16 protein-coding genes are annotated in these 14484 nt (G+C 36.8%); 6 read left to right on the forward strand and 10 right to left on the reverse strand.

What is annotated here, in order from left to right; translation table 11 throughout:
- Positions 1-96 precede the first annotated feature (96 nt).
- Both QZ620_RS10490 and QZ620_RS10495 read right to left on the reverse strand, forming a co-directional pair.
- On the reverse strand, positions 97-1215 hold the full coding sequence (locus tag QZ620_RS10490) for a VapE domain-containing protein (RefSeq protein ID WP_295181398.1): 1119 nt from the start codon (positions 1213-1215) through the stop codon (positions 97-99).
- Positions 1216-1296: 81 nt separating this feature from the next.
- Positions 1297-1581, reverse strand: coding sequence for a helix-turn-helix domain-containing protein (locus tag QZ620_RS10495; RefSeq protein WP_121346088.1), 285 nt, complete (start codon positions 1579-1581; stop codon positions 1297-1299).
- 288 nt (positions 1582-1869) lie between these two features.
- Between QZ620_RS10495 and QZ620_RS10500 the strand changes: the two genes are divergently transcribed.
- The 3 genes from QZ620_RS10500 (at position 1870) to QZ620_RS10510 (ending at position 3416) form a co-directional block, all read left to right on the forward strand.
- Positions 1870-2157 carry a helix-turn-helix transcriptional regulator gene (locus tag QZ620_RS10500; RefSeq protein WP_121346087.1) on the forward strand — a complete coding sequence of 96 codons (288 nt, stop codon included), beginning with the start codon at positions 1870-1872 and terminating at the stop codon, positions 2155-2157.
- A 266-nt stretch (positions 2158-2423) separates the two neighbouring features.
- Entirely contained in the window at positions 2424-3161 is a 738-nt protein-coding gene (locus tag QZ620_RS10505; protein ID WP_295181424.1) for a type II toxin-antitoxin system HipA family toxin, read from the forward strand.
- A gap of 27 nt (positions 3162-3188) precedes the next feature.
- Entirely contained in the window at positions 3189-3416 is a 228-nt protein-coding gene (locus tag QZ620_RS10510; RefSeq protein WP_295181403.1) for a hypothetical protein, read from the forward strand.
- A gap of 7 nt (positions 3417-3423) precedes the next feature.
- Here QZ620_RS10510 and QZ620_RS10515 read toward each other — a convergent pair whose 3' ends face one another.
- The 3 genes from QZ620_RS10515 to mnmE all read right to left on the reverse strand — a co-directional run bounded on the left by QZ620_RS10515 (position 3424) and on the right by mnmE (position 6910).
- Entirely contained in the window at positions 3424-4143 is a 720-nt protein-coding gene (locus QZ620_RS10515) for a hypothetical protein (protein ID WP_295181405.1), read from the reverse strand.
- Positions 4133-5275 carry a site-specific integrase gene (locus QZ620_RS10520; protein ID WP_295181407.1) on the reverse strand — a complete coding sequence of 381 codons (1143 nt, stop codon included), beginning with the start codon at positions 5273-5275 and terminating at the stop codon, positions 4133-4135. Before QZ620_RS10520 ends, QZ620_RS10515 begins: the two co-directional genes overlap by 11 nt.
- 222 nt (positions 5276-5497) lie before the next feature.
- The gene (gene mnmE / locus QZ620_RS10525) at positions 5498-6910 is read right to left on the reverse strand and encodes a tRNA uridine-5-carboxymethylaminomethyl(34) synthesis GTPase MnmE (RefSeq protein ID WP_295181408.1); all 1413 of its coding nucleotides are present in this window, start codon (positions 6908-6910) and stop codon (positions 5498-5500) included.
- 106 nt (positions 6911-7016) lie between these two features.
- Between mnmE and QZ620_RS10530 the strand changes: the two genes are divergently transcribed.
- Positions 7017-7355 carry a DUF4870 domain-containing protein gene (locus QZ620_RS10530; protein ID WP_295181409.1) on the forward strand — a complete coding sequence of 113 codons (339 nt, stop codon included), beginning with the start codon at positions 7017-7019 and terminating at the stop codon, positions 7353-7355.
- Positions 7356-7426: 71 nt separating this feature from the next.
- Here the strand turns inward: QZ620_RS10530 and dnaN are convergent, their stop codons facing one another.
- The 5 genes from dnaN to QZ620_RS10555 all read right to left on the reverse strand — a co-directional run bounded on the left by dnaN (position 7427) and on the right by QZ620_RS10555 (position 12280).
- Positions 7427-8545 carry a DNA polymerase III subunit beta gene (dnaN, locus tag QZ620_RS10535; protein ID WP_141877515.1) on the reverse strand — a complete coding sequence of 373 codons (1119 nt, stop codon included), beginning with the start codon at positions 8543-8545 and terminating at the stop codon, positions 7427-7429.
- A gap of 202 nt (positions 8546-8747) precedes the next feature.
- Entirely contained in the window at positions 8748-10415 is a 1668-nt protein-coding gene (gldG, locus tag QZ620_RS10540) for a gliding motility-associated ABC transporter substrate-binding protein GldG (RefSeq protein WP_295181412.1), read from the reverse strand.
- Complete coding sequence (gene gldF / locus QZ620_RS10545) at positions 10412-11149, reverse strand: gliding motility-associated ABC transporter permease subunit GldF (protein ID WP_295181414.1); 738 nt, start codon at positions 11147-11149, stop codon at positions 10412-10414. The genes gldG and gldF overlap by 4 nt, the downstream gene beginning before the upstream one ends.
- Positions 11150-11446: an antibiotic biosynthesis monooxygenase family protein gene (locus QZ620_RS10550; RefSeq protein WP_295181416.1), complete on the reverse strand. Its 297-nt coding sequence runs from the start codon at positions 11444-11446 to the stop codon at positions 11150-11152.
- Positions 11447-12280 (reverse strand): SAM-dependent chlorinase/fluorinase, encoded by an 834-nt coding sequence (locus QZ620_RS10555; RefSeq protein WP_295181418.1) that lies wholly within the window; start codon positions 12278-12280, stop codon positions 11447-11449. It lies immediately after the preceding gene.
- A gap of 208 nt (positions 12281-12488) precedes the next feature.
- Between QZ620_RS10555 and QZ620_RS10560 the strand changes: the two genes are divergently transcribed.
- Positions 12489-13442, forward strand: a complete 954-nt coding sequence (locus QZ620_RS10560) for a PhoH family protein (protein WP_295181420.1) — start codon at positions 12489-12491, stop codon at positions 13440-13442.
- Between the two features lie 11 nt (positions 13443-13453).
- Entirely contained in the window at positions 13454-14413 is a 960-nt protein-coding gene (locus QZ620_RS10565; RefSeq protein ID WP_295181422.1) for a phosphoribosylaminoimidazolesuccinocarboxamide synthase, read from the forward strand.
- Positions 14414-14484 lie beyond the last annotated feature (71 nt).

A 14484-nucleotide genomic window follows, 5' to 3' on the forward strand; every position in this document is an offset into this window, starting at 1 on the left:
GGTAACTTAGGTAAGATGAATTAAGTTTTACTTACCTGGTCTTAAGCCTTGTCATAAAAGGGATGATCTAACTTTAGGTAAGTAGGTAAGTAGTATTTATGTTATTTCCCAAGGGCTCGATGTAAACAATTGTTTTGTCAAGAAACCATAGACCTGTCGTTTAGGGTGTTTCACTCGTTGAAAGTTCAAAGCATTCAGAGCTCTGCCGATAAAAACTACATTCAATCTTATATTGAGGCATGAAAGTTTAGCTAGAATTTCGGAAGAGGTATGAAAATCTTTTATATCCTGGCTCGGTTCAAAATATTTGGTGATTAATTCTTCTTCCGTAGATAACTGACGAAACTCGCGATTTCTTTCTTCGTTTTCCTCAATATCTTTTAGAGTTAGTTCCGGAGAAAAATCAGGATCAGAATAGGCCAAATGATATGCCTGTGACCAAATCTGGTTAACCTGAATTTCCTTGGAATAATTAAAATCAATTTTCCTAAGAAGTTTAAAGCATAACCAACGGACAGAACCTGTTTCGTCATTCAGGAAATTAGCCTGATTGGTTGAACCAATAAATGAACAGGTCCTAGATAGCGTTGAATTTTTTCTGTCATAAGGCAATCGTTCATTTATGAATGTTTTAGAAAAATATGCTTTAAGACTATTTATGTCTTTTTTGTTTAGCATGGAAAGTTCATCGAGGTTAATAATAAAATTTCGGGTTAACTGAATTCGGGCATCTTTATCATTACTAATGTCTTCTGCTATATATTTAGAGAGAGGGGGAGGACATATAAAGCGACACCAGGTTGATTTGCCTGAATTCTGTTGGTTGTGGACTAAAACTAGACATTGCTTATTAAAATAACTCTCCTCCAGGGCACATCGAATAGTTCTAACCAACCATTTTTTAAAATGATAGGAGAAATTATCAGAATCCTGAACTGGAACATAGGAACATAATTTGGAAATATAATCTTGACCATCCCAATCTTCTAAATCTTCAAAATATTTACTAATAGGATTAAAATGCGGAACAACATATGATCTTAAAAAGATCTCAAGTTTACTGGGAGGAACCTCAATATTACATTTGGCCAATTCAATAAGAACTGAGTTAACTTCAAGTTCTTCCCAATTATTAGAATTTTTCAATGAGATTTGGAAATCCTGGCTTATCTCATTATTTCGAATTTGATATTTATCAAATAAATACTCCTCCATATAATCATAGATGGTTTTCTTCTTGGGATTCTCGACCATATAGATATTTGGTGGTTTACTGTCCATAACTGATCAAGAAAATTATCTCCTGTTTCGGAAAGTATAGTTAAGCGCTTCCTGTTGAATTTCAGCTTTTGATTTACTGGGACTGGATAGCAGCCATTCATCCAGTTTTTCTCTTGAGAAGTAAATCATTTTACCACGAGGTTTTGAAAATGGAATGTCTCCGTTGGCAGTTAGTTTATACAGGTAGCTACGTGAGATACCAGTATACTCCGCAGCCTCTTCAATGGTTAACACATTCTTATTGGCGCGAACCATATTTTCTATTCGGTCAAGTTTTTCAAGTATTTGTAATGAGTCCATGATTAAAGTGTTATTAGTTAGAGATTGATTTTCGCTTTATGAGCGATTCATAGAGCCAAACTAGCAAGTGAAATAAAAGGGAAGGTGTGCTATGCATGCTGGGTATACAAATCTATTTGAATGGTATGTAAGAGAAAATATGTGGCAGGAGGATAATAGGGATAATGGAGTTCGTATATTTATGAAAAAGAAAGACCTTCCTTAAAACATTGCATTCTAATAGTGAAAAATATACCATAATGTAGTTTATTTATATCATAATATATATATGATGCAAATAAGCGACATATGAATTCTAAAAAAGCATTAATTCTTCCGAGATATCAAAAGATATTCGCAGGATTAGGAGAAAATATTAAGCTTGCTCGTAAACGCAGAAAACTAACTGCTGAACAGGTGGCTGAACGGGCGGGCATCCATCGTGCAACATTACATAGAGTAGAAAAGGGAGATCCTTCCGTTGCAATAGGTATCTATTTTAATGTACTGAAAGTATTAAATCTTGAAAAGGATTTTGCTAATCTGGCAAATGATGATAAACTTGGTCGTAAACTTCAGGACCTGGATTTACTCTAAATTATGGCGGAAGGAAAAATCAATATATACGTGTATGCCGACTGGAAAGGACTAGAAGCTCCCACCGAGATCGGAGTACTTTCAGCATAATTTGCTAAAGGCAAGAAGGCATTCAGCTTTGAGTACAACAAAGATTGGTTGAAGCGCAATTCTTATCAATTACTGGACCCTGAAATTAATTTTTTTCCGGGCCTCAGTATCCGACAGATAAAGAAAATTTTGGAGTTTTCTTAGATAGTATGCCCGATACATGGGGTAAAACTTTGATGAAGAGGAGGGCGGCACAGGAGGCCAGATCTAGAAATGAAAAAATACCCAAACTCTATGAAATTGATTACTTGTTAGGTGTTTATGATGAAAGTAGAATGGGGGCTTTACGATTTAAGACCGATAGGAAGGGACCATTTTTAGATAACGATACTAAGAATCCAACTCCGCCGTGGTCCTCTTTGGGCGATCTGCAGGAGGCGGTAAATCACATAGAAAGTGATTCTGAAACTAATACTATCAGACAATGGCTTGCTGTACTGATTGCTCCAGGATCTTCTCTTGGCGGTGCCAGACCAAAGGCCAATGTATTAGGGAAAAATGGAGATCTTTGGATTGCAAAATTTCCTTCTAAAACGGATACAATTGACAAGGGGGCATGGGAATTCCTAACATATAGACTAGCCCTTGATTGTGGGATAGAAATGGCAGAATCGAAAATTGAAAAAATTACAGGACCTTACCATACATTTTTGACAAAGAGGTTCGATTGTGAAGACGGACAAAGAATTCATTTTTCTTCAGCAATGACAATGACCGGTAATACCGAAGAATCTTTAAAAAATGTTAATCCAAGTTATCTTGATATCGTTGATGTAATTGAAAATTATGGTATTAATGTGGAGGAGAATTTACATCAATTATGGCGCCGTTTAATTTTTAATATCGCTGTATCAAATACTGATGATCATTTAAGAAATCACGGCTTTATAATGAATGAAAAAGGATGGGAGTGATCACCGGCTTATGATATAAATCCTTCTGTGGAAAAGGATGGACTAGCATTGAATATCGATGCAGACGACAATGCACTCGATTTAGATCTAGCCATAGGCGTTGGAGAATATTTTCGTTTAGGGGAAGATGATATGAATCAGATTATTGAAGAAATTTTATCTGTAATAAGTAATTGGAAACACTATGCAAAAAAGATTGGTATTGCCCAGAAAGAGCAATTAATTATGGAACCCGCTTTCAAAGTGGAACTATAAAAAGCCTTTATTTAAACTTCTGAAAAATGGCTTCTAAGGCTTCATGTTGCTTAGAAATAGGAGAGCGGGTAGGAGCATTTTTCAACGTGTTATAATTGTATTTCTTGCCATCAGGTCTAATAAGTAATCCAGAGGTAACAAATAGATTTTTCAAGGTTATTGAATTGTGTGGAAATGTTTTAATTAGGTGATCATAAAATTCTCTGCAACTAGGACCGTCCATTTTTAAATGAATTCTCGAGCGTTGATTACCCCAATCCTCTAGTAAAACGTTTTTAAAATCTAGTAGGGAAGTTGCTTCCTGGTCAATTAAATCAAAACGTACCATTTCATTATATAATTGAGTTAAATGAATATCCGAAATGGATAGATTGAAATTATTTGGAGACTTATCCGAATTAGAGATTATTTTTTTTAAGAAAGAAGATTTAAAATTTTCTCTCCAGGAAGTAAGGCAGAAATATAATCCTAGCAAATAGACTAATACTATTATAAGCTGGACGGCCAAATTTGAAGTTTGATTTGAATGATGAAAATTAGACATCAAATGCATAAAACTTAGTCCAGTAAAATGAAATAATAATCTTGGTTTTTCTACTGAATTGACTAAGCTTAAATTTTCATTTAAAAAGTGTGAATAAATTACGGGGAGATAATGAATAGCTAATCGGCTATAGATGTATATAAATCCGAAAGACAAGAGATATGTAATTATATCAAAATTCATAATCTATCTGAAGTTCTGGAATTAAATACGCTGCTTCTTTTTTCTTTTTGTCTACGATTTTAGCATATACCTGGGTGGTTCTTATTTCTTTATGGCCGAGTACTTTGGAAACCGTATAAATATCAGCTCCATTTTCAAGTAAAAGAACAGCATGAGTATGTCTGGCACTGTGAAAAGTGATGTGTTTAGTTATGTCAGCACGCATACACCATCTTAAGATCTCTGCATTAAAATGAGCACCATATTTTAAACCTTGGAAAACCCGATCATTCGATTTTCTTCTTTTGCCTAATAAGTTTCTTGCCTGATCCGATAAGTATTGATATTCTTGACCCTTGGTTTTTTTCTGTTTGAAAATAAGTCGAGAGCCTTCTTCTTCATCTCGCACTTCGGCCCAGGTTAATTTATTGATATCACTCCATCTTAAACCAGTTAGACAACTAAATAAGAAAGCATTTTTTAAAATCTGGTGCTTGCACCTGGCTTTAGCAAGTGCCTGTAATTCTACATGCGTTAAATATTCTCTTGAAGTTTCCCCCTGCGCAAATCCTTTAACGGTGGTCGCAAAGTTCCTGCTGGTATAGCCATCGTCAAAAGCATTTCTTAAGGCAGCCTTGAATTTGTTATAGTAGGTGTATTTTGAGTTTTGAGATAAGGGAGTACTAGATTTTGTTCTAGCAGTTTTATTCAGGTGTTTTTTAAATCCAAGAACGAATTCCTCATCTATATCTTCAAAAGTTATTTTTCGCTTTTTACAGTAATCTTCAATATGGTTCTGCGCTGCATCCCAGTTGTCATAATTACCTTTACTCTCATATCGCTCTTCCTTTAATTTATCATAATAGGTTAGGAACAATAATTTATCCTTAGATCTATCTTTTATACCATATTTACCCTGAGCATATTCAGCTCGGCGGATGGAAAGAATCTGTTCAGCTCTTAGAAGAGTTTCTTCATTTTGTTTTTTTTCAAAAGCATTTTTAGGATTGATGAATAAATATTCTTTAAGATACTCAAACTCCCTATTATGAACCTGCTTACCATTTTCATCCAGCTCACTACCTTTGTAATAATCAAGATAGAGGCTATACTTACCTGTGGCTAATTTTTTCTTTCTAAGCTTTATTTTCATAACTATCTAATTTCCATAAATATATAAAAAATATCATATTCAGGTACATAATATGTATCTCAAAAAGGTATATTTAACATCGGGGTACATATAAGGTACATAAAATGTAAAATAAAAGTCGTAGTAAAGAAAAATAAGGTATTAAAAAAGGGGCTTAAAGCCCCGTTATTATTGAATTTTAAGTGTATTTGATATCATTTGATATCAAATAAAATCTTCTGTTTATTTTCCAATACAGAAATTTGCAAAAATATTCCCCAGAAGATCATCATTCGTGATTTCCCCGGTGATCTCACCGAAATGATGCAAGGCCTGCCTGATGTCAATAGCTAAAAGATCTCCGGAAAGGTCTGCGTTCAAACCATCTTCTACTTTGTTGATCTCTTCCAGGGCTTTCAATAATGCTGCGTAGTGTCTACTATTGGTTACAATAGTATCACTATTTCTAAGTGCTCCGGTATTTACAAATTCCAGTAGTCTTTCTTTTAACTCTTCCACACCAGTCCCTGTTTTGGCAGACAATGGCTGAAAACTTGTGTTCGAAATAAAACCTAAATGAGCTTTTAACTCATCAAGTTCTTCAGAAATCAGTCGATCGGTTTTATTTGCGATAATTACAATCGGTTTCTGAGGGAATTTATTCTTGATCTTTTCAATTTCAATTAAAACCTGCTTTAGTCTTTCGTCATCATTTTCTATGCGGGAACTATCCACCAGGTAAACCACAACCTGCGCCTGGCTTATCTTTTCAAAGGTCTTTTTGATCCCGATACTTTCCACCACATCTTTGGTTTCCCTGATTCCCGCGGTATCGATGAACCTAAATCCAACTCCTTCAATGCTCATTTCATCTTCAATTGTATCACGAGTAGTTCCGGCAATATCTGATACTATGGCCCTTTCTTCGTTTAGAAGGGCGTTGAGCAATGTAGATTTACCAACATTGGGTTCACCAACGATGGCAACTGGAATTCCGTTTTTGAGTACATTTCCTGTAGCAAAAGAGTCAATTAATCTTTTTAGAACGGTCTGTATCTTAGCAACAAGGGATTTAAATTGATCTCTATTTGCAAATTCCACGTCTTCTTCAGCAAAATCCAGTTCAAGTTCAATAAGTGATGCAAAGTTCATCAGTTCTTCGCGTAATTTCTGAATCTCGTTCGAAAAGCCGCCACGCATTTGTTGCATGGCCATCTGGTGAGAAGCGGCATTTTCAGAATTAATAAGATCAGCCACAGCCTCTGCCTGGCTAAGATCCATTTTTGCATTTAGGAACGCGCGTAAGGTAAATTCTCCAGCTTCCGCAGAACGGCAGCCTTTTCTAATTAATAACTGAATGATTTCCTGCTGAATATATGGACTCCCATGACAGGATAGTTCCACGGTTTCCTCACCGGTATAGGATTTTGGAGCACGAAAAACCGAAGCTAACACTTCATCGATCGTTCTCTCTCCATCTACCACATTTCCAAGATGAATGGTATGTGTAGGCTGCGATGAGAGTTCCTTCTTGCTTTTTGCTTTGAATAATGGGGTAACTATATTAATGGCATCGGGGCCGGAAACTCTAATTACAGCAATGGCACCGGCTCCTGAAGGTGTCGCGAGAGCAACGATTGTATCATTCAATTTCATGCGGCAAATTTATGAAAGAATTCATTGCTGTAGCAAATTCTGTAACAAACATAGGTTTTTACCGTCTTTTAAGTAGAATACATCACTAACCATCAAAAATCAAAAAATGAGAGAAGACAATCAATTACTGGTCATCACACATCTAAGTCAGTTACTTGACCTCCTGACCGGTATAGGGGGATTTATCGTTCCATTAATAATATGGGCTACCCAAAAAGATAAAGTAGCAGGGATGGATATGCATGGCAAAATGATCATCAATTTCCAGATCAGCATTTTTATATATAGTATCATCTGTATTCCGCTTATCATCTTATTTGGCCTCGGAATCATTTTACTAATTCTTGTTGGTTTGCTGGCGCTTGTTCTACCAATTCTGAATGCGATCAAAGTGAGCAATGGAGAAATGCCATATTATCCTCTTACCATACAGTTTTTAAAATAGTATTGCTGAAGTATAAGAATAAAAAAGCCCGTTCGATCGAACGGGCTTATTCTATTATTTGAGATTTTTGTTTAGCTATTAAGCATCACCGGCATAACCAGCATGGTAATTTTTTCTCCCGGGTCAAGCCCATCTACAGGAGTTAGAATTCCAGCTCTGTTTGGTAAGCTCATTTCAAGCATCACCTCGTCTGCTGTAAGATTTCCTAACATCTCAATTAGGAAGCGCGAGTTGAAACCAATTTGCATATCGTCACCCTGATAATCACAGGTCAAACGTTCTTCAGCTTTATTGCTATAATCCACATCTTCAGCTGAAATATTTAATTCGGCCCCGGCGATCTTAAGTCTTACCTGGTGCGTGGTTTTATTGGAGAAAATAGAAACCCTTCTTACAGAACTCAAGAATTGATTTCTTTGAATAGTAAGTTTGTTCGGGTTTTCCTTAGGAATTACGGCTTCGTAATTAGGGTATTTTCCATCGATCAATCTACAGATCAACTGAGTATCATCGAAAGTAAATTTAGCGTTCGAATCATTGTACTCGATCAAGACTTCAGATTCACTTCCTGCCAGAATTCCTTTCAAAAGATTCAAAGGTTTCTTCGGCATAATAAATTCTGCCGCTTCATTCGCCTGGATGTCTTCACGTGAATATTTTACAAGTTTGTGAGCATCTGTCGCTACAAAAGTTAATCCGTCTTCCTTAAACTGGAAAAAGACACCACTCATCACTGGTCTGAGATCGTCATTTCCTGAAGCAAAAATTGTTTTACTAATTGCTGAAGAAAGAATATCGGCTTCCACGATCGTACTGCTAGGTTCATCCAAAGCAACTGGATTCGGGAACTCCTCCCCATCAGCATATGCAAGAGCATATTTACCATGGTTCGAACTCAATTCAATCGTGTTATTGTCTTCAACTACAAAAGTTAGAGGCTGCTCCGGAAAGGTCTTCAAGGTATCCAGAAGTAGTTTTGCAGGAACTGCGATCTTTCCTTCTGAATCTGACTCTACTTTAAGCTTTGCAGACATGGTAGTCTCAAGATCTGAAGCAGATACAGTCAATTCGTCATTCTGAAGGTCAAAAAGGAAATTATCTAATATTGGTAGCGTGTTGCTATTATTGATTACCCCTCCAAGTATTTGTAGCTGTTTCAGCAGGTAATTGCTGGATACAATAAATTTCATCGGCTTTTATTGATTTATTTTGAATCAATTACAAATATATTTTAATATGTATAAATTGACCCTTTAAAGCTGTAGTTTTTATTAACAGAAATTATCTAGTTTACATATATAACTAGCTGTAAAACATATTGTTACAAATTTTTATTCAGTAATAATTGTTAATATGTTCAAATTGAATATTCTGTAGCCTTCTATCGAAGTTTTAACGTATATATCTTCGTTTACGTAAGTAGGTAAGGGCAGCACCAAACAGTGCAAGCAATGACAATGGTGCGCCAATAGCAATGATCTGCCACATTTCACGTTGAGCGGCAACTTTGTCCATGCTTAAAAATGCCAGATTTATCTCTTTTGTCCTCACGTCCACAAGTCCTGAGTCATCTAGCAAATAGTTGACAGTATTGAGTAGAAACTCTTTATTGCCATAGGTCATCCCCGTATACCGTTCAAAACCAAGTTCCAGTGGTTTTCCTTGCTGCAGGTCGTTCTTTATCACATCACCATCAGATATTACCACCATTTTGGTATTCTTGCTATTATCGAGGTGAGTTGTCTCAAAAGGTTTTAATCTATTCCTATACACAGATTTAAAATTGCCTTCCAGTAATATTGCCAAAGGTTGTTCACCGGCATTATAACTTTCCATTACTGGCTTTGAACCAATAATATCCAGTCCAATTTGCAGCGGGACCCCTTCAAGCTTTGTTTTTGGAGAACTGCTTAGTAATACAGTTTTCTCAAGGTCATTCTCCAAAAGATCGATTGGGTTGGCGTAATTAAATTTTACAGCTTCAATATTGTTGACTATAGGATGATTGGCCATAGAACTTGTAAGCGGACTATAATACCATGGATATGGATTAAAACGGGTTTCATTTCCAGTTCCGCTAGCAAGAATAATAGGAGCAGAGTATAGGTCATTTACCAGTTCAGAATTAATGCGCAGGCCATAAGAGAAGAAATAGTCACCAAGATTTAGATTTCTAGGTAGGGCAAGTGCTGAACCTCGTTCATTAAAAAGGCTGTCATTCTCCATACTGGTCATTTCTGCAAGCCAGAGCATTTTGCCGCCATTCATTAAATATTGATCGAGTACATACTTCTCCTTTTCAGAATAAGGTATTACAGGTTTCGCTTCGATCACCAGATCATAAGACTTTAGATCTTCCAGAGTTTTCTGCGGATTACTGGCAACCGAATCCAGTGTAAAAGGTGCCAGGAAATAATATTCCTGCACGGTTTTGATGAAATCTGCTATTCTCGCGTCTGGAAGTTCTCCATTCCCGCGCATCACCGCTATCTTTTTTTCTCTAGGGTAGATAAGTTTGTTCAAACCATCGGCAAAAGCATATTCCAATTGCTGTACAGAGGAATTCACTCGCTCCTCATCGCTTGCGCCAATCTGATTCTTCAGCAAAGGAATTTTAACCGTTTTATCTTCGAAATTTGCAATAGCCCAGGGAAAAATTATGGTCTCACTATTTTTTCCGTTTTCCTGAACATTCAGTCGGGCAGGTGTCATCCCTAATTTATAGAATTCTTCAGCAATAGCATTGGCATCATCACCTTCAGCTAAAGGATCGATAAAATTGAATTTTATATTCGAATTATAGGCGGCAAACTCCTCAAGCATTTGCCTTGTTTCTTCTTTTAACCGTCTGAATTCCGAAGGAAAACTGCCTTTAAGAAACACATTAATGATTATGGGAGAATCGACATCGTCCACGATCTCTTTGGCTGCTGAAGATAGGCTGTATCGCTGGTCTTCGGTAAGATCCAGTCTTGTGAAGAAATTAGCAGCAATGATGTTAAGCATGATCAAAATGATCACAAAAACCAATAAACTCGATATGTTCTTACTACGGATCATCTTCGGTTTTTTGCTGATGAAATATTTACCTGGGTAAGCTTCAGAAATAAAGCGATCACACTAACAAAATAAATGAGATCGCGAGTATCTAATACACCGCGGCTAATACTGCGATAATGATAACTTATTCCGAAGTATTCCAGCAAATAGGTGAATTCTCCAAAAATGTTGATGGTGGCGAGTGCTTCGAATGCATAGTAGATGGCAAAACAGAGGAAAACTCCTATTAAAAACGCCACAATTTGATTGGATGTAATACTGGAAGCATAGGTGCCAATCGCGGTATAACTTGCAGCCAGAAAGATCAAACCAAGGTAAGATCCAATAGTTGCCCCAATATCAAAATTATAAGTTGTCTGTCCCAATTCTCCAATGGCTAACAAGTAAATCAGGCTTGGAATGATCGCAAGAAGTACTAAGATTAGTCCGCCAAAATATTTACCAAACACAAGATCCCAACTACTAATTGGGCGGGTTTGCAAAATTTCCATGGTTCCAATTCGCTTTTCTTCGGAATAGCTGCGCATACTTATCGCAGGAATCAGGAATATAAATATCCAGGGTGCGAGATCAAAAAATGGTTTGAGATCTGCAAAACCGCTATCCAGAATATTGTAGCCTTCATTAAATACGAAAAGAAACAATCCGCTACTCAGCAGAAAGACACCAATTACCAGGTAACCGGTAAGGTTTGCAAAAAATGATTGAATTTCTTTTTTAAAGATCGCGAACATTTAGTCCAGGCTTACAAGTTTATCAACGCTCCAGGCTTCGGGTTTTGCATTGAAATGAACTTTCGTTTCTGCCCAAACCTTTTTGAATAGATCTGAATGCCGGTAGTTCTCCAAAGCATCTTCATCTTCCCAGTAACTATACGTAAAAAATGTATTTGTATTGTTTTTATCACGGTATAGTTCCAGAAATTGACAGCCTTCAAAATTTCTGATCCTGGATTTTACCTGCTCAAAGTTATTCAGAAATTCTTCGACCTTATCTTCCTTAAAGCCCATTTTCACAATTCTCACGAACATCTATTCAAAATTTATAGTTACAGTGTCAAGATATTCCAGACCAAATAAACTGGCCGCACCACCCACCGTATTGGGATTACTTTTATAAATGGCCAGTTCAATATAGCCGGCAGAATTGAATACTGCCAGCTTCTTACCATCTTCTTCTTTGCGATTTTCCTTTTCTACCTCAAAATTAATCGCATGACTGTAAGTTTCATAGATCGCATCGAAATTATGTCTGCGTGCACTAATTTTAAACGGTCGGCCTTTGCCAGTACTTTCAAACAATTTCCGAGAAATATTTGTGATCACATTTCCGTAGTTATCAATATAGATCACGTGTCCCAGTATCTGGTTCTTTTCACTATTAATGATGGGTTCGAACTGTTTGAGATGCTTAATTTGCTCAATATTCTTACCAATTACTTCCAGCGTTCCACCCCGGGATATATGACAGGCTACTTTCACAAAAACATCCAAAACAGGAAAATTGGTTTGTATCTTATCATGAATATTGATTTCCACGATTTTCTCCGGTCTTATTTCTGAAGCTAATAACGATAGTATCCCGTTATTGGCACAAATAAAATAGTGGTCATCCAGTTTTACTGCGAGGTGTTTGTTCTCTGGGGTAAGTTCTGAATCGATCCCAATGATATGAATACTACCCTTCGGAAAACTCCTATAGGCGTTCTTGATGATATACGAAGCTTCACTAATATGAAATGGTGAAACCGAATGTGAAATATCAACAATTCGAACATCACTTAGCTCATTGTAGATAGCACCTTTAACCGCTCCAGCGAAATAATCCTTCTCCCCAAAATCGGTCGTTAAAGTGATGATTGCCATAGGCGATTGTTAATATTTTTTTAACCTGAAACAGGTAATTTTCCTTAAGTTTGTATAGGTAGCGAATATAAATTTTATTTTAGTGATTCGCTCGAGGACAGCAGTCAAAAGTAACGCTTTTCTCAGCCCAAAATTAGAACATACAAATACGAAGGACAAATAAATTCTAACTGAAAAATTCACAATGCTTCATCTAAAATTCTAGCTTTTGAACGAACTTCTTATTGAACTCTCAGAAATAAGCCCACGCGAATTCTTCGGGCAACAGAACGAACATATCGAATTACTAAAAAAATACTTTCCCAAGCTCAAAATAGTTGCCAGAGGTAATAAAATTAAAGTTTTTGGTGATGAGGAAATGCTGGAGGAGTTCGACAAGCGCTTTTCCATGTTGATGGATCATTTTGGAAAGTATAATAAACTGGACGAAAATACAATCGAAAGAGTTCTCACTAGCGAAAGTGAAGAGGATTATCAAACCACTAAAGAAAGTGGCGAGACGATCGTTCATGGTTTAAGTGGAAAGGTGATCAAAGCTCAAACTGCGAATCAACGTAGGATGGTTGAACTTACTAAGAAGAATGATCTTGTTTTCGCTATTGGACCTGCTGGAACAGGAAAGACCTATACGGGCGTAGCACTCGCGGTAAAAGCTCTTAAGGAGAAGCAGGTGAAAAGAATCATTCTTACCAGACCCGCGGTAGAAGCTGGCGAAAATCTTGGATTTCTACCGGGTGATTTAAAAGAAAAACTGGATCCTTACATGCAGCCATTATATGATGCATTAAGGGATATGATCCCACATGAAAAGCTCGAATTGTTTATTGAAAAAGGTGTTATACAAATTGCACCCTTAGCATTTATGCGAGGTAGGACTCTGGATGATGCTTTTGTAATCCTTGATGAAGCACAGAATACTACGCATGCTCAAATGAAGATGTTCTTAACCAGAATGGGAAAACATGCGAAATTCATGATCACGGGGGACCCTGGACAGATAGATCTACCTAGAAGAACTATTTCAGGTCTTAAGGAAGCATTACTGGTACTAAAAGATGTGAAAGGTGTTGGTATGGTTTATCTTGATGACAAAGATGTGATAAGACATCGACTGGTTAAAAAGATCATAGCCGCTTACAAAACTATTGAACATAACGACTAAATTTTCAACTCGTGAAGAGTAAAACAATTATCAAAACAGACTTTCAATTTCCAGGACAAAAATCGGTTTACAAAGGAAAGGTCAGAGATGTATATACCCTGGAAGATGACAGGTTGTTAATGATCGCGTCAGACAGGCTTTCAGCTTTTGATGTGGTCATGCCAAAAGGTATTCCATTTAAAGGTCAGATCCTTAACCAGATCGCTACGAAAATGATGGAAAAGACTGCGGATATCGTTCCAAACTGGTTAGAAGCAACACCAGACCCTAATGTGGCAATCGGTAAAAACTGCGAGCCTTTCAAAGTTGAAATGGTTATTCGTGGTTATCTTTCTGGTCATGCCGCAAGGGAGTATAAAGCAGGGAAGCGAGAATTGTGTGGAGTTGAGATGGCTGAAGGAATGAAGGAAAATGATAAATTTCCTGAACCTATCATTACTCCGGCTACAAAAGCAGAAATGGGAGATCATGATGAGGATATTTCCAGAGAGGACATTATAGCTAGAAATATTGTTTCTAAAGAAGATTATCTTCAGCTTGAAGATTACACTCGTAAATTATTTCAAAGAGGATCTGCGATCGCCGATCAACAAAACCTGATCCTGGTAGATACTAAGTATGAATTCGGAAAAACTTCCGAAGGAAAAATAGTATTGATTGACGAAATACATACGCCAGATTCTTCAAGATATTTCTATAAGGAAGGTTATCAGGAAAGACAGGCCAAGGGTGAAGCACAGAAACAACTCTCTAAAGAATTTGTTCGGCAATGGCTTATAGGTGAAGGTTTTCAGGGACTTGAAGGTCAGGAAGTACCATTGATGAGCGATGAGTATATCGAAACAGTTTCTGAAAGGTATATTGAGCTTTACGAGAACATTACTGGAGAAACTTTTAAAAAGGCTAATGTTAGTGATATTGAAACTAGAATTGAACAGAACGTTCTTAATTATCTGGAATCTCACAAATAAAAAGTAAGGAAGATGAACATTTCTATTAATTATGTAAATGATACCATGATTTTTTAGCAGTTTCTTTTTCT

Origin of the sequence: uncultured Christiangramia sp., from assembly GCF_913046405.1 — a bacterium.
GTDB lineage: Bacteria > Bacteroidota > Bacteroidia > Flavobacteriales > Flavobacteriaceae > Christiangramia > Christiangramia marina.

Excerpts from the sequence above, each read along its gene's own strand:
- QZ620_RS10490 (WP_295181398.1), bottom strand. The coding sequence starts at position 1,215 with ATGGAGGAGTATTTATTTGATAAATATCAAATTCGAAATAATGAGATA.
- QZ620_RS10495 (WP_121346088.1), bottom strand. The coding sequence starts at position 1,581 with ATGGACTCATTACAAATACTTGAAAAACTTGACCGAATAGAAAATATG.
- QZ620_RS10500 (WP_121346087.1), top strand. The coding sequence starts at position 1,870 with ATGAATTCTAAAAAAGCATTAATTCTTCCGAGATATCAAAAGATATTC.
- QZ620_RS10505 (WP_295181424.1), top strand. The coding sequence starts at position 2,424 with ATGAAGAGGAGGGCGGCACAGGAGGCCAGATCTAGAAATGAAAAAATA.
- QZ620_RS10515 (WP_295181405.1), bottom strand. The coding sequence starts at position 4,143 with ATGAATTTTGATATAATTACATATCTCTTGTCTTTCGGATTTATATAC.
- QZ620_RS10520 (WP_295181407.1), bottom strand. The coding sequence starts at position 5,275 with ATGAAAATAAAGCTTAGAAAGAAAAAATTAGCCACAGGTAAGTATAGC.
- mnmE (WP_295181408.1), bottom strand. The coding sequence starts at position 6,910 with ATGAAATTGAATGATACAATCGTTGCTCTCGCGACACCTTCAGGAGCC.
- QZ620_RS10530 (WP_295181409.1), top strand. The coding sequence starts at position 7,017 with ATGAGAGAAGACAATCAATTACTGGTCATCACACATCTAAGTCAGTTA.
- dnaN (WP_141877515.1), bottom strand. The coding sequence starts at position 8,545 with ATGAAATTTATTGTATCCAGCAATTACCTGCTGAAACAGCTACAAATA.
- gldG (WP_295181412.1), bottom strand. The coding sequence starts at position 10,415 with ATGATCCGTAGTAAGAACATATCGAGTTTATTGGTTTTTGTGATCATT.
- gldF (WP_295181414.1), bottom strand. The coding sequence starts at position 11,149 with ATGTTCGCGATCTTTAAAAAAGAAATTCAATCATTTTTTGCAAACCTT.
- QZ620_RS10550 (WP_295181416.1), bottom strand. The coding sequence starts at position 11,446 with ATGTTCGTGAGAATTGTGAAAATGGGCTTTAAGGAAGATAAGGTCGAA.
- QZ620_RS10555 (WP_295181418.1), bottom strand. The coding sequence starts at position 12,280 with ATGGCAATCATCACTTTAACGACCGATTTTGGGGAGAAGGATTATTTC.